Here is a 20,517-nt window from a genome sequence, read left to right on the forward strand (position 1 = left end):
GAGCGCCACTGTTGTAGATACGTCCGTCACAGACGCATTAGATCGAAATAGATCGCCATCAGCATCAAGGTGCCGACCATGGCCATACCGATACGTAACCCGACTGCTTGGGCCGCGTCGGAGACCGGTCGGCCACGCGCGGCTTCAATCAGGTAATAGAGCAAGTGGCCACCATCGAGCACCGGTATCGGCAATAAATTGAGCACACCGAGGCTGATAGACAGATACGCCATGAAGCTGATGAAGCTCTCGAGACCACTGCGAGCGGTATCACCCGCGATACGCGCAATGGTAATCGGCCCGGAAAGATTGGAGGGAGAGATAAGCCCCACGAGCATCTTGCGAATCGAATCAAGGGTCAACACGGTCATGTCCGCGGTACGGGACAAGGCGCGCCCCACGGAGGCCAGTGCGCCGTAACGAATTTCACGCTGATACTCTTCCGGCCAGGAGACCGCTTCGACGCCGGCGCCGATGTAACCTATCGTTTCGCCCTGAGCTTCGCGCTGCCCGGGAGTCAAGGTAAGCTCCTGGGTCGTTCCATCGCGCTCGATGCGAAGCGTCAAGGTTTCATCGGGTCTTGATCGCACGGTTTCGACGAAATCCATCCAGCTGGTTACATCTTCGCCATTGAGCGCGACGATGCGATCACCAGTCTCGAGACCGGCCTGGGCAGCGGCTTCCCCCTCGAGCACCTGCCCCAGCACTGGTGGAATATCCGGCCGCCATGGCTCGATACCCAGGCTTCCCAAGGGTTGAGGTGGATCTTGCCGGGCCAACCAATCGGTGACTTGAACCCGGTGACTGCGTGCGGCGCTGCCCTCATTTTCTCGGGTCGTTACCTCGAGGGTGCCATTGAATCCGATGCGGGATATCAGCTCGAGGTTGACGTCCTCCCAGGAGCGGGTTGGGTCATCCTGGATCGCCACAATCTCCTGACCTGAACTCAAACCGGCACGGCCCGCCGGCGAATCCGGCGCCACTTCGCCGATCACCGGCGCGATCGTTGTGGTGCCGACAACGAACAGCAGCCAGTAAGCCACGACTGCCAAAATGAAATTGGCCAGCGGCCCGGCCACGACGATGGCGATACGTGCCCAGACACTCTTGCGATTGAACGCCAGGTGCTCCTCCTCGGGAGCCACCGGCGCTTCACGCTCGTCCAGCATCTTGACATAGCCACCCAGCGGAATGGCGGCAACGGCAAACTCGGTGCCATGACGATCGAACCGCGACCACAGCGGCTTGCCGAACCCCACGGAGAAGCGTAACACCTTGACTCCACAACGGCGCGCCACCCAGAAATGGCCGAACTCGTGGAAGGTGATCAGCAACCCCAACACCACGATGACCGCCAGCACGTTCTGTATCACGCTCATAGTCATTCCTCTTTGGTCAGCGTGTCAGATATCGCTCGGCGACACGCCGCGCTCGACCATCTTCATCGAGAACCACATTCAACTCATCGGCGGCGACCACTTCACAGGTATCGAGCACCGCCGCAACGACGTTGGCAATACCGGTGAACCCCAGGCGCCGCTCGAGAAAAGCCGCGACCGCCACCTCATTGGCGGCGTTGAGCAGTGCCGGTGCCGTGCCACCGGCAAGCATGGCGTTGCGGGCCAGGCGCAGACAAGGAAACGCCGCTTCATCTGCCGGCTCGAAATCAAGGCGTGCCACCTTGAACAGATCGAGACGTTCCACCCCCGCGGCAATACGTTCCGGCCAGGCGAGGCCAAAGGCGATCGGCGTGCGCATGTCCGGATTACCCAGTTGGGCGATCACCGATCCGTCGCTATAGGCCGCCATAGAGTGAATCACGCTCTGTGGATGCACGACCACTTCGATCTGCTCCGGGCGCGCTTCGAACAACCAGCACGCTTCGATCAGCTCAAGCCCCTTGTTCATCAAGGTGGCGCTGTCCACGGAGATCTTGCGGCCCATCGACCAATTGGGATGAGCGCAGGCCTGCTCCGGGGTGATCTCGCTCAGCTGAGCGGCATTCCAGCCGCGAAACGGACCACCGGAAGCAGTCAGCAGCAGCTGCGTGACCCCCATGCCGGTCAGACCATTACGTCGGTCCGATGGTAGACACTGGTAGATGGCATTATGTTCGGAATCGATGGGCAAAAGTACGGCGTCGTGATGTGCCACTGCCTGCATGAACAGCGCACCGGACATGACCAACGCCTCCTTGTTGGCCAGCAGCACGCGCTTACCGGCATGCACTGCTGCCAGCGTCGGCAGCAAACCGGCGGCGCCGACGATGGCGGCCATTACCACGTCCACTTCAGCCGCCTCGGCCACTTCCACCAGAGCCTTTTCACCGGAGCGCACTTCCGTTGCAAGCCCGGCCTCTTTCAACTCGGCACGCAGCCAAGCTTCGTCACGATCGTCCGCCAGCACGGCCAACGCCGGACGATGGACCAGACACTGATCGCGCAAGGCTGCACTACTGGTAGAGGCCGTCAACGCATGCACCCGGAAGCGATCCGGATGGCGCGCCAGCACATCGAGCGTACTCTTGCCAATCGACCCGGTGGCGCCGAGCACGGTCACCGTCTGCACTCGGGAGGCGGCTTCACTGTTCATTGCGTCTCACCTATTTCAACCCCACAGGCGCAATAGCGCGAACAGTGGCACCGCGGCGGTAAGGCTGTCGATACGATCGAGCACGCCACCATGGCCAGGTAGCAGATCACCGGAATCCTTGATGCCGCGCACTCGTTTGAACATGCTTTCAAGCAGATCTCCGAGTACCGACACCAAGGTCACGATCACTGTCGTCACCATCAATTCCAGGCCGCCAGCGGCACCCAGCCCGAGAATGATGGAAAAACCGATGGCCAGGAAGGCGGTGGCAATCATGCCGCCATAAACACCTTCCCAAGACTTGCCTGGACTCACCCTGGGAGCCAGTTTGCGTCGCCCGAAGCGTCGTCCGGCAAAGTAGGCGCCGACGTCTGCAAACCATACGATCAACAGCACATAGAGCAGCCATTCCGCGCCACTCAAGCGCAACTGTACGAATCCGATCCAGCAGGGCAGCAGTACCCAAACCCCTGACAGCAAACGCAACCATGGTCGAGACCACTGCTTGAGACTGTCAGGATACGTCGCCACCCAGTAGAAGCTTACCAGCCATCCGAGCAGTGCAAGCCATAGCGGCCACGCTGCAAACGCTATGAACGTATGCCAGCTGATCAGCATGACCAGCGCTATCGCCAGAACGTATGCCAGGCGCGACAAGGTGGCTGAAAACCCGGATAGATTAGCCCATTCCCAGGCGGCCAACAGCACCACGACTGCAGTGAACAGGGCAAATCCGACACCACTGAGGCCGAACAATCCTAGTAGCGCCAAAGGAATGAGTACCAGCGCCGTTAACACACGTTGTCTAAGCACCTTGGGCCTCTATCTGCTCTTGAGTCATACCGAAGCGTCGCTGGCGACGTAGGAAATCATCCACTGCTTCGTCGAAGGCATCGGCGCCGAAATCCGGCCACATCAATGGCGAGAAATGAAGTTCGGAGTAGGCTAGCTGCCACAGCAGGAAATTGGAGAGACGCTGTTCGCCACTGGTACGAATGCACAGATCCACCGCTGGCGCACCACCGGAAGCAATTTCGGCATCAAGCCGCTGTTCGTCGATATCCGTAGCGCTCAACTCGCCATTCTCGACCCGTTGAGCCAAGCGCCTGGCAGCGCTTGCCACATCCCAACGGCCGCCGTAGTTGGCAGCAACGATTAGATGCAAGCCCTGGTTATGCTGGGTCAGTGCCTCGGCGCGCTCGACATATTGTTGAATCGATCGGGAAAATTCGTCGCGCTCACCAATAATGGTTAGACGGATATCGTTGTCGTGAAGCTTCTTGACTTCACGCTTGAGCACCATCAGGAATAGTTCCATCAGTGCATTGACCTCGACTGCAGGGCGCTTCCAGTTTTCACTGGAAAAGGCAAACAGGGTCAATACTTTCACGCCACGTTGCGCGGCACGACGGATGACGGCACGCACCGGCTCGACGCCGGCACGATGGCCACGTATACCGGACAACCCCCGGGACTGAGCCCAGCGGTTATTGCCATCCATGATAATGGCGACATGATTCGGCACTTGGGGAGATTGCGGTGACGTCATGATAGCTCGCACGGAGAAATGAACACGAACGACGAATCAGCCGTTCGCCACCGCTCAGACCTGCATCAGGTCATGTTCCTTGGATTCCAGAAGCTTGTCGATCTCGGCAACGTACTTGTCGGTCAGCTTCTGAATGGCATCCTCGGCACGATGTTCGTCGTCCTCGGAAATTTCCTTTTCCTTGAGCAGCGCCTTGATGTCGCCATTGGCATCGCGACGCACGTTGCGTACGGCAACCCGTCCGTTCTCAGCCTCGGCCCGCGCCTGCTTGATATAGTTCTTGCGGGTTTCCTCGGTCAGCGCCGGCATCGGCACCCGAATCACGTTACCCGCCGTCGTCGGGTTGAGCCCCAGATCGGAGGTCATGATCGCCTTCTCGATCTTGGGTACCATGGGCCTTTCCCAAGGAGTTACAGCCAGGGTGCGGCCATCTTCGACGTTGACGCTCGCCACCTGGTTGAGCGGCATCTGCGAGCCGTAATATTCTACGGTCACTGCATCCAGAATACTGGGATGCGCGCGCCCGGTACGAATCTTGTGGAGATTGGCCTGTAACGATTCCAGGCTCTTCTGCATACGCTTTTCAGCGTCTTTCTTGATGTCATTGATCACGATGTCACCCTTTATCTATCAGCGTACCTTCCTTGCCACCCACTACGAGATTCAGTAAGGCACCAGGCTTGGTCATGTCGAACACGCGAACCGGCATGTCATGGTCCCGTACCAGGCAGATGGCGGTCAAATCCATCACTCCCAGCTTCTGATCGAGGACCTCGTCGTAACCCAGACGCTCGTATTTCACCGCCTCCGGATACTTGACCGGATCCCGATCATAGACGCCATCGACCTTGGTGGCCTTGATCACTACATCCGCATCAATCTCGATACCGCGTAGACAGGCCGCGGAATCGGTAGTAAAGAACGGATTCCCGGTACCGGCGGAAAAGATGACTACATCACCGGAAGTGAGATAGCGAATACCGGTACGCCGATCATAATGCTCGACCACGCCACTCATGGGAATGGCGGACATGACCCGGGAGCGGATATTCGAGCGCTCGAGGGCATCACGCATAGCCAGGGCGTTCATCACCGTTGCCAGCATACCCATATGATCGCCGGTCACTCGCTCCATACCCGCAGCATGAAGCGCCGCGCCGCGAAACAGGTTGCCGCCACCGATCACGATACCGATCTGAACCCCGATGCCGACCAGCTGCCCGATCTCCAGCGCCATGCGATCCAGCACCTTGGGATCGATACCGAACTCGGCATCACCGGTCAATGCTTCACCCGAGAGCTTGAGCAAGATCCGCTTGTACTTCGACTTTGCATTACGCGAGGCAGTGGCAGACATATTGAGTCTCCTGAAGACAGCGAACTGGTGTGATGTAGTGACGACTTGGCTGCCGAATACAGAATGGCGTGCGCTCGTGCGCACGCCATCCTAACAACTGGCTATCAGGACTCAGCTGCGACGGGCCTGTTCCATGACTTCCTTGGCAAAGTCGACGTCTTCCTTCTCGATACCTTCACCCACTTCGAAGCGGATGAAATCGACGACCTCACCACCGTTGGCCTTAGCGTACTCCGCCACGGTGGTGTTCGGGTCCTTGACGAAGGGTTGCTCAGTCAAACTGTTCTCGGCCAAGTACTTCTTGAGGCGCCCCTGAACCATTTTCTCAGCGATCTGCTCGGGCTTGCCGGCCATGTCCGGCTGAGCCAGGATAATGCTCTTTTCCTTGTCGAGCTGTTCCTGAGGCATCTGCTCCGGACGTGCTACCGCAGGGTTGATGGCGGCCACGTGCATGGCAACGTCCTTGGCCGCCTCGGCATTGCCACCCTTGAGCAGGGTCAGCACGCCGATACGCCCGCCGTGAACATACTCACCCACCACGCCGTCTGCCGGGGCATTGGCAACCGTGGCGCGACGCACGGAGATATTCTCGCCGATCTTCTGCACCAGCCGCTGGCGAGTTTCTTCCATCTCGCCATCCATGATGGCGGCAACATCGTCAGACTTGGTTTCGAAAGTCTTGGCCAGCACTTTCTCGGCGAAGTCCTTGAAGTTGTCATCTCGTGCGACGAAATCCGTCTCGGAGTTGATCTCTACCATCACCCCAAAACTGCCGTCCTCGGCCACGCGGGTCACGACAGCGCCTTCGGCGGCGGTGCGACCGGCTTTCTTGGCGGCCTTGAGACCGGAGTTCTTGCGCAGATCCTCGATGGCTCTTTCGATGTCACCATCGGCTTCCGTGAGGGCCTTCTTGCACTCCATCATGCCAAGACCGGTACGCTCACGCAGTTCCTTGACCATAGATGCACTGATAGCTGCCATGGTAATTAACCTCTGAATATTTCGATATCGGATAGTCGAATGCAGTCATGCACTGGCATTCGACATGCGCGATGAGAAGACGCTTCCCCATCACCTGCTGATCGATCGCAACCCCGGTCCGGCAGGGTAAACGCCGGACCGGCAGGCTGCGTTACTCGGCGACGGCGTCGTCGTTCTCGGCCACTTCGACGAATTCGTCGGGGCGGCCTTCTTTCGACTTGGCGCAGGCATCGGCGATGGCCTTGACATAGATCTGGATCGCGCGAATGGAGTCATCGTTACCGGGAATGACGTAATCGACGCCGTCCGGGTCGGAGTTGGTATCCACCGTACCGATGACGGGGATGCCCAGCTTGTTGGCTTCATTGATGGCAATACGCTCGTGGTCGACGTCGATCACGAACAGCGCATCCGGCAAGCCGCCCATGTTCTTGATGCCGCCGATGGAGCGCTCGAGCTTGTCCTGCTCCCGAGTCGCCATCAGGACTTCTTTCTTGGTCAGCTTCTCGAAAGTACCGTCTTCGCGCATGGTCTCGAGTTCGCGCAGACGCTTGATCGACTGCCGAATGGTCTTGTAGTTGGTCAACATACCGCCCAACCAACGATGATTGACGAAGGGCTGACCGACCCGATTGGCTTCTTCCTTGATGACCTTGCTGGCGGCGCGCTTGGTGCCGACGAACATGATCTTGTTGTTGGAAGCCGCCATCTTCTCGACCACAGACACCGCTTCATTGAGGGCGGGTAGGGTGTGCTCGAGGTTGATGATGTGAATCTTGTTGCGGGCACCGAAGATGTACTTGCTCATCTTCGGATTCCAGTACTTGGTCTGGTGACCGAAGTGGGCGCCTGCCTTGAGCAGATCGCGCATGCTGACTTGTGCCATGGGTGACTCCTGATATGACGGGTTAGGCCTCCACGCACCCCATGGATCCGACCGCGCATCGTGGACTGCTGCAATGAAATGCAACGATAGCGACTACGCAGCACCCGGGACCATGTGACGGTGCATGTGTGTTTTTAAGGCATTTAAGCTCATTGACGCTTGCCCCAATCGGCTCTACAACTGCGAACGCAGATGCATTGGATTGCAGGAAAGCGCGCGGCTTTATACCATATAATGGTGCCAAGATGAAGCCGTTGTCGCCTTTTGACCATCAGTCAATCGTGTCTGACCGGCTCGCCATTTCCCGAATCGAGACCCCATGAACATTCCTATCAAAACGCCCTCCGAGATCGATAAAATGCGTGAGGCCGGTCGTCAGGCAGCCTCCGTTCTCGAGATGATCACGCCCCATGTCCAGCTCGGCGTCAGCACCGGCGAGCTGGATCGTCTGTGCCATGAGTACATCGTCAATGAGCTGGGATCGACGCCGGCCCCGCTCAACTATCACGGCTTTCCCAAGGCGACCTGCACCTCGATCAATCATGTGGTGTGCCATGGCATTCCCGACGAAGCCAAGAAGCTGAAGAGCGGCGATATCATGAACATCGATATCACCGTCAAGACCGCGGATGGCTATCACGGCGATACCAGCAAGATGTTCATCATCGGCGAAAATACCCAAGGCGAACGGCTATGCCGTATCACTCAGGAGTGCCTTTACAGGAGCATCGCCGAAGTACGCCCCGGGGCGCGTCTTTCCGATCTTGCCAAGCCAATTCAGCGGCATGCGGAAGCCAATGGTTACTCCGTGGTGCGTGACTTCTGCGGGCACGGCCTCGGCGCCGTGTTTCACGAAGAGCCTCAGGTGCTGCACTATGATGGCTACGCTCCGGAGGCGGATATCGCCCTGGCCGAAGGCATGTGCTTCACCATCGAACCGATGATCAATGCCGGTGGCTATCGCACCAAGGTGCTGCGGGATGGCTGGACCGCGGTGACCCGGGACAAGAGCCTTTCCGCCCAGTGGGAACACACTCTGCTGGTTACTGCCACCGGTGTCGAAATACTGACGCCCCGGGGCGAAGAAGATCTGAGCTTTCTTGCGAACTGACATGCTCCTTCACCACTACCGCTTCGAGCCGGACGAGACGCTCTTCGATACCGACGACTTACGCCGGGAACTTGCGACAGGCTCCTCGCCGGTAGTGCTGTTCAAGCAGGCCCTGAATCTCATTCAGCGCAGGCTCGATGCACGGTTTCACGACGGCGCCGACATCCGGGATCTGGTGCATGGCCGCGCCTGGTGTCTCGATCGCTTACTCACCCTTGCCTGGTCGCGCCATGCCTGGCCAGACGACGGTATCGCACTGCTCGCTGTGGGCGGCTACGGGCGGGGCGAACTGCACCCGCACTCGGATATCGATCTCATGGTGCTGCTGGAGCGGGAAGACGACGTGCCCTACCGGGAGCCTTTGAGCGCGTTCATTACCTTTCTATGGGATATCGGACTCGAGATCGGTCACAGCGTGCGCTCCCTGGCGGACTGTCGACGCGAGGCGGAAGCGGACGTCACGGTCATTACCAACCTGATCGAGACGCGCACCCTGGCTGGCCGGGATCGGCTGCGCGAGAACATGCGCGAGCAGCTGTCTTCCCGCAACATGTGGCCCTCTCATCGTTTTTTCGAGGCCAAATGGCAGGAGCAGATAGCACGGCATCGCCGTCATAACAATTCCGAGTACCAGCTAGAACCCAATATCAAGAGCTCCCCGGGGGGCTTGCGCGATATCCAGATGATCGGCTGGGTCGCCAAACGGCATTTTTGCCTGCCACGCTACGAGGACGTAGTGGCCCAGGGGTTCATGCACGACTCGGAGCTGCGCATTCTCAGCCAGGGGCAGGCCTTCCTATGGCAGGTGCGTTATGCCCTGCACATGCTCACCGGCCGCGCCGAGGATCGCTTACTGTTCGACCATCAGCGTGCCATCGCCAAGCTGTTCGGCTTCCAGGACACCCCGGAGCGCCTGGCGGTAGAGCAGTTCATGAAGCGCTATTATCGTCATGTCACGGCACTGGCGGGGCTCAATGACATGCTGTTGCAGCATTTCGACGAGGTCATTCTACGGGCCGATGAAACACTCGAAACCGAACCGCTCAATGCGCGCTTTGTTATAAAAGGGGGCTATATCCAGGCCCGGGACGACCAGGTCTTTTATCGGCGCCCCGCCGCCCTGCTCGAACTCTTCCTGCTGATGGCCCAGCATCCTGGCATCGAAGGCGTGCGCGCCCAGACCATTCGCCTGATTCGCGATCATCGCCACCAGATCGACGACACCTTCCGAGACGATGTTCGGCATCAAAGCCTGTTCATGGAACTGCTGCGCAGTGGCGGTAACGTGTCGCGTCAGCTAAGGCGCATGAATCGCTACGGCGTACTCGGCAAGTACCTGCCGGAGTTCGGTCAGGCGGTGGGGTTGATGCAGCACGACTTGTTTCACATCTATACGGTGGACGCCCACACTCTGCGCCTGTTGAAGTTCGTGCAGCATTTTCGTGATCCCGACAGCCGGGAGGCATTTCCGATCGCCGCCGCGCTGATCCAGCAGCTACCCAAGCTGGAACTTCTGTGGATCGCGGGGCTGTATCACGATATCGGCAAGGGGCGCGGCGGCAACCACTCCCTGCTCGGCGCCCAGGATGCCAAGGAATTCTGCGAGCGTCATGGCCTGTCGACGCGGGACACCCGCCTGGTCGTCTGGCTAATCGAGCAACACCTGCTGATGTCGATGACCGCTCAAAAGCGAGACATCAGCGACCCGGACGTGATCCGTGAATTTGCCGAGCAGGTAAGCAATGAAATGCGTCTCGACTATCTTTATGTGCTCACGGTGGCGGATATAAATGCGACCAACCCTACCTTGTGGAACGGTTGGCGTGCTTCGCTCCTGCGTCAGCTGTATGGAGAGACCAAGCGCGCACTGCGCCGGGGGCTTGAAAACCCCATCGACCGCGATGATTGGATAGCCGAAACCCGTACCGAGGCGCTGGCGCTGCTGCGCACCCTTGGCAGCGACGTGGCGCGCATCGAGCGCTTGTGGAACACCCTCGGGGATGACTACTTCTTGCAGTACCAGGCAAGCGAAATCGTCTGGCAGACCCAGGGCATCCTCGAGCATGGCGATTCCCCGCTGCCTTTGATCATGATCAGCGCGCCCGCGGAGGATTCGAGTGAGGGCGGCACCAAGGTCTTCATCCACACTCGTTCCGTGAACGACCTGTTCGCCGCCAGCGCTGCAGCCATTGATCAACTGGATCTATCGATCCACGATGCGCGTATCGCCACTTCAAGCAACGACTGGACGCTCAATACCTTCATCGTACTCGACGATCAGGACGAGCCGATCCGCGATGCTGCCAGACTCGAAGACATTCGACGCCACCTAGTGGAGGAACTCGACGACCCGGATGACTACCCCCAGATCGTCAGCCGCCATACACCGCGTCAGCTCAAGCATTTCCGAGTACCGACCCGGGTGCTGATCGAGCAGGACCCAGCCAACGAGCGCACCGTTCTCGAGCTTATCGCCCCGGATCGGCCGGGGCTTCTGGCCCGGGTCGGCCGTATCTTCATGGAGCAGGAAATCGCCCTTTCCGCAGCCAAGATCGTCACCCTGGGCGAGCGAGTGGAGGATGTATTCTTCATTACCGATCGCACTGGTGCGCCGCTCACGGATCAGGCTCATCAGGCCCGTCTGCGCGAACGTCTATGTGAAATGCTGGATGTTTGAATCAGCCGCCAGCCTCGGTTGCCTTATTTGTGGCGCCTTCGTCGCTTCCCTATAATCGAGTGCCTTAGAAAATCTCGTGCGGCTTTTGGCGTTTCATCGAACAATACCACTGCACACTTCTCCGAAGAGGCTCCTCGAATGATCACGCTTTACGGGATCAAGACCTGTGATACCTGCCGCAAGGCACGCAAGGCACTTGATACCCAGGACACACCCTACCGCTATCACGATCTACGTGAACAAGGGCTGGACGAGACCCTACTTGAGCACCTTGTCGACCGAGTCGGCTTGGCAACGTTACTGAACACCCGCAGCACCACCTGGCGCTCCCTCGATGCAGCCGATCAGCAGTCCGCCAAGAATGATGCCGAGGGCGCGCGCTCCTTGATGCTGGCGAACCCGACCTTGCTCAAGCGCCCGCTGCTCGATACCGGCGACCGAGTGATCGTCGGCTTCAAGCACGATGAGTATGCTGACCTGCCCCACTGATTCGATTTTTTCATTCAGGAGATCTTTATGTTGAGCTTCGCTCTCGGAATCGGTAGCCAGAACACCCAAGGGGACTGGCTGGACGTCTACTACCCGGCGCCGCTGCTCGAGCCGGAAGACGCGTTGGTCGCCGCCGCTCGCAAGGCGCTGGACGCCCCAGGCGGCAATGCCGTGGTCAGCTTTCTACCGGAGCATTGCGCGGCGCTTGCCCAGGCACTCGAGGCAGCGGGAAATGCCGAGCAGACAGAGCTGGTCGAGGCACTTTCCGCCAGTCAGCGCCCGCTGGTCGCCGTTTTCCTCGAATCCGATCAGGCGCCGGAAAGCGTGCCGGAGGTATACCTCAAGCTGCATCTGCTTTCACATCGTCTGGTCAAGCCTCATGGCGTCGATCTCAGCGGCATGTTCGGCGTGCTGCGCAACATCGCCTGGACCAACGAAGGCCCCATCGACATCGAGGAGCTGCCGTCACGTCGCCTCAGGGCCCGGATGGAGGGCCGTCCGCTCTCCGTTGACTGCGTCGACAAGTTCCCCAAGATGACCGACTACGTGGTGCCCGCCGGCGTGCGCATCGCGGATACCGCCCGGGTGCGTCTTGGCGCTTACCTGGGTGAAGGCACCACGGTCATGCATGAAGGCTTCGTCAACTTCAATGCCGGCGCCGAAGGGCCTGGGATGGTAGAAGGCCGTATTTCTGCCGGCGTGGTAGTGGGCAAGGGATCTGATCTGGGCGGCGGCTGCTCCACCATGGGCACCCTTTCCGGGGGCGGCAATATCGTCATCAAGGTCGGCGAAGGCTGCCTGATCGGTGCTAATGCCGGTATCGGTATTCCCCTGGGGGATCGCTGCACCGTCGAGGCAGGGCTTTATATTACCTCCGGTGCCAAGATCGCCGTGCTCGACGAGAAAGGTCAGGAGGTAAAGACCGTCAGTGCTCGCGAACTGGCGAACCAGGACGACATGTTGCTGCGCCGCAACTCGGTCAGCGGTCGCATCGAGTGTCTGACCAACAAGAGCGCCATTGCCTTGAATGAGGCGCTGCACGCACACAATTGATCAATGGCGCCCGCCTTGCGGGCGTCGCTTCATTTCTTTTCAGGACACTACATGCCCTCATCGGAAACTGCCCTGACCGCCACCGCCCTCTCACCCACTCTCGACCTTGCCATCGAGTTGATGCGCCGCCCGTCGGTCACGCCGGACGATGCGGGCTGTCAGGCCGTGATGATCGAACGCCTGACACACCTCGGGTTTCGTATCGAGCGCCTACCCTTTGGGGATGTCGATAACGTCTGGGCGGTACATGGCCATCATGGGCCGGTACTGGCGTTTGCTGGTCACACGGACGTAGTGCCCAGCGGCCCCGAAAGTCAGTGGCAATATCCCCCTTTCGAGCCCTGCATCGATGACGAAGGCATGCTTTGCGGTCGAGGGGCGGCGGACATGAAGGGCAGCCTTGCGGCCATGGTCACCGCGGTGGAGCGATTCATGACCGCGCATCCGGATCACCCGGGCAAAATCGCCTTTCTGATTACCTCCGACGAAGAAGGCCCCGCCCAGGATGGCACCCGGGCGGTGGTCGAGCATCTGCGCGAGGCTCATGAGCGTCTGGATTACTGCATCGTTGGCGAACCCTCCTCCAGCGAGCGGCTGGGGGATGTCATTAAAAATGGCCGCCGCGGCTCCCTGGGCGGTGTGCTGCATGTGCATGGCATTCAAGGCCATGTCGCCTATCCACATCTGGCGCGCAATCCCATTCATGAAGCCGCCCCCGCCCTGGATGCGCTGTGCAATGAGCATTGGGATAGCGGAAATGACTTCTTTCCCGCTACCAGTTTCCAGATATCCAACATTCGCTCTGGCACTGGCGCCACCAACGTCATTCCCGGGGAACTGGAAGTGATCTTCAATTTTCGCTACTCCACCGAGGTCACTGATCAAGAGCTACGGGAACGCGCCGAATCGATTCTTGAGGCCCATGGCCTCGATTACCGCCTTGACTGGACTCTCAACGGCGAGCCTTTTCTCACCCAGGAAGGCGCCTTGACCGAAGCGACCATTGGCGGCGTCGAGGAGATCCTCGGATCAAGACCTGCGCTTTCGACCTCCGGTGGCACCTCGGATGGGCGCTTCATCGCGACGCTCGGCTGTCAGATAGTCGAGCTTGGGCCGCTCAACGCGACCATTCATAAAATCAACGAACGCGTACGTGCCGCCGACCTGGACACCCTAAGCCGGGTCTATGAAGCGATCATCCAGCGCCTGCTCATCTGAGGTCCATAATGGAGCGTTACCCCGATATCGAAATTTATCTGGCCCAGGCGGATATCAAGCGCCTCGATGCCTGGCTGGGTGATCGGCTAAATGCGCCTCCCCTTGCGCCGGCCGGAAAACGTAAATGGCGTACTCAAGGTCATCAGAACGGGGAAAGCATTCCTGTGCTGCTGATCGAAAATGCCGCAGACGGCTATGCAAGCCTCTGGTTCGATAGTGCCGCAACGCCTTGGCCGCGGGATGTGGACTGCGCCCGGGAAGCGGTCGAGAGGCTAGGCTGCGAAGTACGCTGCTCTCTGGGCGGCTGGCAGCCCGGCGACGAACCCGACCGCTTCTTGCAGGTTTGTTCCGACGGCAACGAAGGCGCCATTCACTGGCCGGATTCGGGGCGATAGCCAGAGACGACAACGCTCCGCCGGGAGACGGAGCGCTGTGATCGAGCATCGACAATTTTCAGGTCAGGTAATGACGGTGACGTCGTCGGCCTGCAACCCGCGTTCGTTTTGCACCACGTGATAGCGCACTTTCTGCCCCTCGGCCAGAGTACGATGCCCCTTGCCGCGAATGGCGCGAAAATGCACGAAGACATCGCCGCCGTCTTCACGCGTAATGAAGCCATACCCCTTGTTGACGTTGAACCACTTGACCTCGCCAATCTCGCGATCGTCATTCTCGACGTCCGCTAGATTGACCAGCTTGGGAGTCAACGCATGCATGAGGAGCGTTGCGATCAACAAGGCGATGAATATTGCCAATGCGGCCGCTATGTAAATCAGTGTCATGCCGCTCGATGCCAGCACCTCCATCAGCGCATCGGCAACGGGGGCGTCGAACAACAAGATGAACAAGGCAATCAGCAGAGGAGTGACAGCAGCAAGTAGAAGACTGACAAGACTACAACGAATTACAACCTTACGATTCATGGACCTCAGATTCTCTTTTTATGATGGACAAAGACCGCCCCGGTTCGCACCAGAGTGCGCATATGGGGCAAAGATGCAAAGGTGACGCGATGACCGGCGTCCCACAGCGCAAGGATTCTAGCATGACAGACGAAACTACGCTTGCCCGCCTGGAACGGCGTTTTGAAGCACTGGAGAGCCGGATAACCCATCAGGAATACTGGCTGGATACTCTCGACCAGGCAGTGTCAGCGCAAGAGCAACGACTCGCACAACTGGAGCGGCTCAGCGATCTGATGCAAGCACATTTGCGCGATCAACATCAGTGGCTGAAAAGTATGGATCCGGAAGAAAGCGACTATTCAGAACAACACGAAAAGCCGCCCCATTATTGAAAGATGATCATGCCGTACGCTGGGTAATGGTTACCCGCTCCCTTCAGTCGATGCCGTCGAGATAGCGCTCCACGTCCAGGGCCGCCATGCAACCGCTACCCGCGGAAGTGATCGCCTGCCGATAAACGTGATCCATGACATCACCGGCAGCGAAGACCCCGGGCACGCTAGTGGCGGTGGCGTTGCCTTCCAGCCCGGACTTGACCTTGATATAGCCGTTCGCCATATCCAACTGCCCTTCGAAGATGCCGGTATTCGGTGTATGACCGATGGCGATGAACACCCCAGGGACCGATAATTCCTTGAGGCTGCCCTCCAGCGTGGATTTGAGGCGCACACCGGTGACCCCGGAACCGTCCCCCAGCACTTCGTCGAGGGTATGATTCCACTCGACATGAATATTGCCCTCAGCGACTTTCTCGAACAACTTGTCCTGGAGAATCTTTTCGCCGCGCAGGCTATCGCGACGATGCACCAGGGTGACCTTGGCGGCGATGTTGGACAGATACAGCGCTTCTTCCACAGCAGTATTGCCGCCGCCGATGACCACGACCTCCTGATTGCGATAGAAGAAGCCATCGCAGGTGGCGCAGGCGGACACACCTTGACCCATGAATTGTTGTTCCGAAGGCAGGCCCAGATAGCGGGCAGTGGCGCCGGTAGCGATGATCAAGGCATCACAGGTGTAGTTGGCGTTGTCGCCCTTGAGCGTGAAAGGTGGCTTACGCAGCTCGACCTCATGGATATGATCGAACAATACCTCGGTATTGAATCGCTCTGCATGCCGGCGCATACGCTCCATGAGTTCAGGCCCTTGAACTCCTTCATCGTCGCCGGGCCAGTTGTCCACATCGGTAGTGGTGGTCAGCTGTCCGCCGGCCTGAATACCGGTAATCAGCAGAGGCTTCAAGTTGGCCCGCGCCGCATAGACCGCGGCACTATAACCGGCGGGCCCGGAGCCCAGAATGATCAAACGTTCGTGACGCGTCTCGCTCATGTAAAGACCTCTTGCTTCTCATCAAACGTCATAACGGCGGCGTTTGCATGTGATTGTCAGGACTAAATTGAGGGCTGGGTTCGCCTGATGCAACAAGCCCATGCCTCAAGTCATCCAGAACACTGCGCTAGGCTTCGGCTGAAAAGTCAGCGAGCGACGTATAGATAAGGCAAAAATTGGCGAAAGAACGGAGTTTACGTGGTGTAAATGAGTATTTTGAGCCAATTTTTAACGCCGTATAGACGAGCGCAGGTATTTTTCGGGCAAAGTCTAACGAAAAAAGGGCGACCCTGAGGCCGCCCCGATACGCAAGAACGCTTATAGCTGCGTGGAGTGGGTGCCCAGATATTTGGCGACACCTTCCGCGTTATCCTTCATGCCTTCCTGGCCTTCGTCCCAGCCTGCGGGGCAGACTTCACCGTGCTTCTGGTGGTGCTGCAGCGCCTTGACCATGCGCAGCATCTCATCGACGTTGCGGCCCAGGGGCAGGTTGTTGACGGTCTGGTGTTGAACGACACCGTCTTCGTCGATCAGGAAAGACGCGCGCAGCGCCACACCGGCCTCAGGATGCTCGATGCCATAGGCCTGAACGATCTCGTGCTTGACGTCGGCGACGATCGGGAAGCCGACTTCACCGATACCGCCCGCGTCTGGAGAGGTCTTGCGCCATGCATAGTGAGAAAACTGAGAATCGATGGACGCACCGATGACTTCGACCCCAAGCTCCTTGAACTGTGCCAGACGGTTGTCATGGGCGATAATTTCCGAAGGGCACACGAAGGTGAAGTCCAGCGGCCAGAAGAACAGCACGCGCAGCTTGCCATTGCTATCGGACAGCTTGAAATTTTCGACGATGTCACCGTTGCCTAGAACAGCAGCGGCTTCGAAATCCGGAGCCTGACGTCCAACCAATACACTCATGAATATCTCCTTTTGATCAAAACGATCATTTCAAACGAATTCGGTGACGAGACTAGGGGCTCTACTGACATTTGCCAATTTGATTCCCCCAATAGTCCACATAGCAGCAACCTATCGGAGTGGCGGTAATACAAGCGTTCCAGCGCTCGCAGCCTTCCGTTCAACTTCTGAATGTGGTGTCTGTCTAGTGCATTTTCAAGTGGCACAGTTACAAACGGTTCAGGCGTTTTCATCAGGTTCGATGAGGGTGCCCATGCCACTACTGACTTATTTCATCGCGGGCATTACATCCTCGCGCCACTGGCAGGTGCTTGAAATCCCCCTCTATCATGCCCATGTAAAAAAGTCGTAGGGAGCAGCAAATGGCCTCTTTAGCAGAGTATGCTGCTAAGCTGCCAAGTAAGCACCGGACGTTTAAGATTCGGATTAGTAAGTGACCCGCATTCTCGCAAGTCGATCTGCCAGCGGCATCCTAGCGCCAGTAGGCGACACGACTATCGAGGACAGCAAAGGAGGAGTTCCATGAGCACGGACAAGACACCGGATACCTTGAGCACTCTCGAAGCCTCAGGTTCCACCTACCACTATTACAGCTTGCCCAAGGCCGCCGAAGCGTTCGGCGATATCAAGCGGCTGCCTTTCACGCTCAAGGTGCTGCTCGAAAACCAGCTGCGCTACGCCGATGACGAGAGCGTGTCCAGTGATGATATGCAGGCCCTGGTCGACTGGCAGAAAGATGCGCGCTCCACTCGCGAGATCGGCTATCGCCCTGCCCGGGTTCTGATGCAGGATTTTACCGGCGTACCCGGTGTCGTCGACCTGGCGTCCATGCGCGACGCCGTGGAGCGCTTGGGTGACGATCCGGCCCGCATCAACCCGCTTTCCCCGGTGGATCTGGTCATCGACCACTCGGTAATGGTCGATCACTTCGGTGACCCCTCAGCGTTCAAGGACAACGTTGCCATCGAGATGGAGCGTAACCACGAGCGCTATGAATTTCTGCGCTGGGGTCAGCAGGCCTTCGACAATTTCCGCGTGGTTCCGCCAGGCACGGGCATCTGCCACCAGGTCAATCTGGAGTATCTAGGCAGAACGGTCTGGACCAAGGAGCAGGACGGCAAGACCTTCGCCTATCCTGACACCTTGGTGGGTACCGATTCTCACACCACCATGATCAACGGCCTGGGCATTCTCGGCTGGGGCGTGGGCGGTATCGAAGCCGAAGCGGCCATGCTGGGCCAGCCGGTCTCCATGGTGATTCCCGAGGTCATCGGCTTCAAGATCACCGGTAAACTCAAGGAAGGCATCACCGCCACGGATCTGGTGTTGACCGTGACCGAAATGCTGCGCAAGAAAGGCGTGGTCGGCAAGTTCGTCGAATTCTACGGCGACGGTCTCAAGGACATGCCCGTGGCGGACCGAGCCACCATTGCCAACATGGCCCCAGAGTACGGTGCTACCTGTGGTTTCTTCCCGGTAGACGACCAGACCTTGAACTACATGCGTCTGACCGGCCGCGAGGACGATCAGATAGCCTTGGTCGAAGCTTATGCCAAAGAGCAGGGCTTGTGGCGCGAGCCAGGGCATGAGCCCATCTACACCGACACCCTCTCGCTTGACATGGGCGATGTCGAAGCCAGCCTTGCGGGTCCCAAGCGCCCTCAGGATCGGGTCGCGCTTTCCGATATGAAAGCGACCTTCGAAAAGCTGATGAAAAGCGATGCGCCGGACGTGTCCCAGGAAGAACAGGACAAATGGCAGGCGGAAGGTGGCGGACAGCCGGCATCGGAATCTGTCACCGATTACGATCACAGCAGCTACGAAGGTAGCGATAGCCAGCTTTGCAAGATCGACGGCGAAGAGTTCAAGCTCAACGCCGGTGCCGTGGTCATCGCTGCCATCACTTCCTGTACCAATACGTCAAACCCAAGCGTGATGCTGGCTGCCGGTCTGCTGGCACGCAAGGCAGTAGAAAAGGGTCTGACCACCAAGCCCTGGGTCAAGACCTCACTGGCCCCTGGCTCCAAGGTGGTTACCGAGTACCTCGCCGCCGGCGGCGTGCAGGAGGATTTGAACGAGCTGGGCTTCAATCTGGTCGGCTATGGCTGTACTACCTGCATCGGCAACTCCGGCCCATTGCCGGAGGCGGTCGAGAAAGCGGTCAACGATGGCGATTTGACCGTGGCATCGGTGCTTTCCGGCAACCGTAACTTCGAAGGCCGCGTGCATCCGCTGGTCAAGACCAACTGGCTGGCGTCACCGCCCTTGGTCGTAGCCTATGCTCTGGCAGGCAACGTGCGTCTCGATCTATCCAAGGAGCCTATCGGCAAGGGCAAGGACGGCGAAGAGGTCTATCTGAAGGATATCTGGCCTTCTCAAGCGGAGATCGCCGAGGCGGTGGAGCAGGTCAAGACCGACATGTTCCGCAAGGAATATGCCGAAGTATTCGACGGCGACGAGCAGTGGCGCTCTATCAAGGTGCCGGAGAGCAAGGTCTACGAATGGTCCAAGGATTCCACCTACATCCAGCATCCACCGTTCTTCGAAGGCATGGGCAAGGAGCCCGACTCCATCGAAGACATCAAGGATGCCAAGGTGCTGGCCATGCTCGGTGACTCGGTGACCACGGATCACATCTCGCCGGCAGGCTCGATCAAACCCGATAGTCCCGCCGGACGCTATCTGCAGGAGCACGGCGTCGAGATCAGCGATTTCAACTCCTACGGCTCCCGGCGCGGTAACCATGAAGTCATGATGCGTGGCACCTTCGCCAACGTCCGCATCAGAAACGAGATGCTTGACGACGTGGAAGGCGGTTATACCCGCCACGTGGATTCCGGTGAGCAGATGGCAATCTATGATGCGGCCATGAAGTACGCCGAAGATGACACGCCGCTCGTGGTAGTTGCTGGCAAGGAGTACGGAACGGGCTCCTCGCGGGATTGGGCGGCCAAGGGTACGCGGCTACTTGGCGTACGTGCGGTCATCGCCGAATCCTACGAGCGTATCCATCGCTCCAATCTGATCGGCATGGGCGTGCTACCGCTCCAGTTCCCGGAAGGCGAGGATCGCAAGTCTCTGGGTCTGACCGGTGACGAGACCTTCTCTATCGAAGGCCTCAACGATCTCAAGCCGGGCGCCAGTGTCAAGGTGACGATCAAGAGCGACAAGGGGGAAAAGACCCTGGACGCCAAGTGTCGCATCGACACCGCCAACGAGATGGCCTACTACCAGCATGGCGGCATCCTGCACTACGTGCTGCGCAACATGTTGTAATAGCGCTGAAAAGATGGAGCAAGCCGCAAGGCTTGCTCCATTTGTATCTGGTGCTTGCCGAGCGTTCTGATTAGATAGATGGCTTTATCTCTTTACCACCGGTTTCGCCGTTC

19 protein-coding genes are annotated in these 20,517 nt (G+C 58.6%); 8 read left to right on the forward strand and 11 right to left on the reverse strand.

The genetic code is table 11. The features are described from left to right. Nucleotides 1-26: 26 nt before the first annotated feature. The 8 genes from rseP to rpsB all read right to left on the reverse strand — a co-directional run bounded on the left by rseP (nt 27) and on the right by rpsB (nt 7,365). Entirely contained in the window at nt 27-1,379 is a 1,353-nt protein-coding gene (rseP, locus tag H7850_RS08335) for a sigma E protease regulator RseP (RefSeq protein ID WP_227369056.1), read from the reverse strand. A 16-nt stretch (nt 1,380-1,395) separates the two neighbouring features. Next, nucleotides 1,396-2,592: a 1-deoxy-D-xylulose-5-phosphate reductoisomerase gene (ispC, locus tag H7850_RS08340; RefSeq protein ID WP_227369057.1), complete on the reverse strand. Its 1,197-nt coding sequence runs from the start codon at nt 2,590-2,592 to the stop codon at nt 1,396-1,398. A gap of 15 nt (nt 2,593-2,607) precedes the next feature. After that, entirely contained in the window at nt 2,608-3,405 is a 798-nt protein-coding gene (locus H7850_RS08345) for a phosphatidate cytidylyltransferase (RefSeq protein ID WP_227369058.1), read from the reverse strand. Then, nucleotides 3,398-4,141, reverse strand: coding sequence for a polyprenyl diphosphate synthase (uppS, locus tag H7850_RS08350; protein ID WP_227369059.1), 744 nt, complete (start codon nt 4,139-4,141; stop codon nt 3,398-3,400). Before uppS ends, H7850_RS08345 begins: the two co-directional genes overlap by 8 nt. 54 nt (nt 4,142-4,195) lie before the next feature. Beyond that, a complete protein-coding gene (frr, locus tag H7850_RS08355; RefSeq protein WP_227369060.1) occupies nt 4,196-4,753 on the reverse strand; it encodes a ribosome recycling factor in 558 nt (185 codons plus the stop codon). Nucleotides 4,754-4,757: 4 nt separating this feature from the next. Then, entirely contained in the window at nt 4,758-5,498 is a 741-nt protein-coding gene (gene pyrH / locus H7850_RS08360) for a UMP kinase (protein WP_227369061.1), read from the reverse strand. A 111-nt stretch (nt 5,499-5,609) separates the two neighbouring features. Next, on the reverse strand, nt 5,610-6,479 hold the full coding sequence (gene tsf / locus H7850_RS08365; RefSeq protein ID WP_227369062.1) for a translation elongation factor Ts: 870 nt from the start codon (nt 6,477-6,479) through the stop codon (nt 5,610-5,612). 151 nt (nt 6,480-6,630) lie between these two features. Continuing rightward, entirely contained in the window at nt 6,631-7,365 is a 735-nt protein-coding gene (gene rpsB / locus H7850_RS08370) for a 30S ribosomal protein S2 (RefSeq protein ID WP_227369063.1), read from the reverse strand. Between the two features lie 319 nt (nt 7,366-7,684). On the opposite strand from rpsB, the gene map reads away from it, so the two are divergent. The 6 genes from map to H7850_RS08400 all read left to right on the forward strand — a co-directional run bounded on the left by map (nt 7,685) and on the right by H7850_RS08400 (nt 14,308). Then, nucleotides 7,685-8,476 (forward strand): type I methionyl aminopeptidase, encoded by a 792-nt coding sequence (gene map, locus H7850_RS08375; protein ID WP_227369064.1) that lies wholly within the window; start codon nt 7,685-7,687, stop codon nt 8,474-8,476. A gap of 1 nt (nt 8,477) precedes the next feature. Beyond that, nucleotides 8,478-11,153 (forward strand): [protein-PII] uridylyltransferase, encoded by a 2,676-nt coding sequence (locus H7850_RS08380; protein ID WP_227369065.1) that lies wholly within the window; start codon nt 8,478-8,480, stop codon nt 11,151-11,153. Nucleotides 11,154-11,291: 138 nt separating this feature from the next. Next, a complete protein-coding gene (locus tag H7850_RS08385; RefSeq protein ID WP_227369066.1) occupies nt 11,292-11,642 on the forward strand; it encodes an ArsC family reductase in 351 nt (116 codons plus the stop codon). A gap of 27 nt (nt 11,643-11,669) precedes the next feature. Continuing rightward, nucleotides 11,670-12,695: a 2,3,4,5-tetrahydropyridine-2,6-dicarboxylate N-succinyltransferase gene (dapD, locus tag H7850_RS08390; RefSeq protein WP_227369067.1), complete on the forward strand. Its 1,026-nt coding sequence runs from the start codon at nt 11,670-11,672 to the stop codon at nt 12,693-12,695. Between the two features lie 51 nt (nt 12,696-12,746). After that, nucleotides 12,747-13,913 (forward strand): succinyl-diaminopimelate desuccinylase, encoded by a 1,167-nt coding sequence (gene dapE, locus H7850_RS08395; RefSeq protein WP_227369068.1) that lies wholly within the window; start codon nt 12,747-12,749, stop codon nt 13,911-13,913. A gap of 8 nt (nt 13,914-13,921) precedes the next feature. After that, nucleotides 13,922-14,308 carry a hypothetical protein gene (locus H7850_RS08400; protein WP_227369069.1) on the forward strand — a complete coding sequence of 129 codons (387 nt, stop codon included), beginning with the start codon at nt 13,922-13,924 and terminating at the stop codon, nt 14,306-14,308. 63 nt (nt 14,309-14,371) lie between these two features. On the opposite strand, the gene H7850_RS18245 is transcribed toward H7850_RS08400, so the two are convergent. Next, a complete protein-coding gene (locus tag H7850_RS18245; RefSeq protein ID WP_319799274.1) occupies nt 14,372-14,836 on the reverse strand; it encodes a cold-shock protein in 465 nt (154 codons plus the stop codon). Between the two features lie 122 nt (nt 14,837-14,958). On the opposite strand from H7850_RS18245, the gene H7850_RS08410 reads away from it, so the two are divergent. Beyond that, entirely contained in the window at nt 14,959-15,210 is a 252-nt protein-coding gene (locus H7850_RS08410) for a SlyX family protein (RefSeq protein WP_227369070.1), read from the forward strand. Nucleotides 15,211-15,253: 43 nt separating this feature from the next. Here the strand turns inward: H7850_RS08410 and trxB are convergent, their stop codons facing one another. Both trxB and H7850_RS08420 read right to left on the reverse strand, forming a co-directional pair. Beyond that, nucleotides 15,254-16,207, reverse strand: coding sequence for a thioredoxin-disulfide reductase (gene trxB, locus H7850_RS08415; protein ID WP_227369071.1), 954 nt, complete (start codon nt 16,205-16,207; stop codon nt 15,254-15,256). Nucleotides 16,208-16,525: 318 nt separating this feature from the next. Next, on the reverse strand, nt 16,526-17,128 hold the full coding sequence (locus H7850_RS08420) for a peroxiredoxin (protein ID WP_227369072.1): 603 nt from the start codon (nt 17,126-17,128) through the stop codon (nt 16,526-16,528). A 522-nt stretch (nt 17,129-17,650) separates the two neighbouring features. Here H7850_RS08420 and acnA point away from each other — a divergent pair. Beyond that, nucleotides 17,651-20,404: an aconitate hydratase AcnA gene (acnA, locus tag H7850_RS08425; protein ID WP_227369073.1), complete on the forward strand. Its 2,754-nt coding sequence runs from the start codon at nt 17,651-17,653 to the stop codon at nt 20,402-20,404. Nucleotides 20,405-20,517 lie beyond the last annotated feature (113 nt).

This window comes from Halomonas sp. M20 (genome assembly GCF_020622265.1).
In the GTDB taxonomy this organism is placed as follows: Bacteria; Pseudomonadota; Gammaproteobacteria; order Pseudomonadales; family Halomonadaceae; genus Modicisalibacter.

What these genes read in the sequence shown, in the direction of transcription:
- rseP (WP_227369056.1), bottom strand. Translation starts at nt 1,379, where the DNA reads ATGAGCGTGATACAGAACGTGCTGGCGGTCATCGTGGTGTTGGGGTTG.
- ispC (WP_227369057.1), bottom strand. Translation starts at nt 2,592, where the DNA reads ATGAACAGTGAAGCCGCCTCCCGAGTGCAGACGGTGACCGTGCTCGGC.
- uppS (WP_227369059.1), bottom strand. Translation starts at nt 4,141, where the DNA reads ATGACGTCACCGCAATCTCCCCAAGTGCCGAATCATGTCGCCATTATC.
- pyrH (WP_227369061.1), bottom strand. Translation starts at nt 5,498, where the DNA reads ATGTCTGCCACTGCCTCGCGTAATGCAAAGTCGAAGTACAAGCGGATC.
- tsf (WP_227369062.1), bottom strand. Translation starts at nt 6,479, where the DNA reads ATGGCAGCTATCAGTGCATCTATGGTCAAGGAACTGCGTGAGCGTACC.
- rpsB (WP_227369063.1), bottom strand. Translation starts at nt 7,365, where the DNA reads ATGGCACAAGTCAGCATGCGCGATCTGCTCAAGGCAGGCGCCCACTTC.
- map (WP_227369064.1), top strand. Translation starts at nt 7,685, where the DNA reads ATGAACATTCCTATCAAAACGCCCTCCGAGATCGATAAAATGCGTGAG.
- H7850_RS08380 (WP_227369065.1), top strand. Translation starts at nt 8,478, where the DNA reads ATGCTCCTTCACCACTACCGCTTCGAGCCGGACGAGACGCTCTTCGAT.
- H7850_RS08385 (WP_227369066.1), top strand. Translation starts at nt 11,292, where the DNA reads ATGATCACGCTTTACGGGATCAAGACCTGTGATACCTGCCGCAAGGCA.
- dapD (WP_227369067.1), top strand. Translation starts at nt 11,670, where the DNA reads ATGTTGAGCTTCGCTCTCGGAATCGGTAGCCAGAACACCCAAGGGGAC.
- dapE (WP_227369068.1), top strand. Translation starts at nt 12,747, where the DNA reads ATGCCCTCATCGGAAACTGCCCTGACCGCCACCGCCCTCTCACCCACT.
- H7850_RS08400 (WP_227369069.1), top strand. Translation starts at nt 13,922, where the DNA reads ATGGAGCGTTACCCCGATATCGAAATTTATCTGGCCCAGGCGGATATC.
- H7850_RS18245 (WP_319799274.1), bottom strand. Translation starts at nt 14,836, where the DNA reads ATGAATCGTAAGGTTGTAATTCGTTGTAGTCTTGTCAGTCTTCTACTT.
- H7850_RS08410 (WP_227369070.1), top strand. Translation starts at nt 14,959, where the DNA reads ATGACAGACGAAACTACGCTTGCCCGCCTGGAACGGCGTTTTGAAGCA.
- trxB (WP_227369071.1), bottom strand. Translation starts at nt 16,207, where the DNA reads ATGAGCGAGACGCGTCACGAACGTTTGATCATTCTGGGCTCCGGGCCC.
- H7850_RS08420 (WP_227369072.1), bottom strand. Translation starts at nt 17,128, where the DNA reads ATGAGTGTATTGGTTGGACGTCAGGCTCCGGATTTCGAAGCCGCTGCT.
- acnA (WP_227369073.1), top strand. Translation starts at nt 17,651, where the DNA reads ATGAGCACGGACAAGACACCGGATACCTTGAGCACTCTCGAAGCCTCA.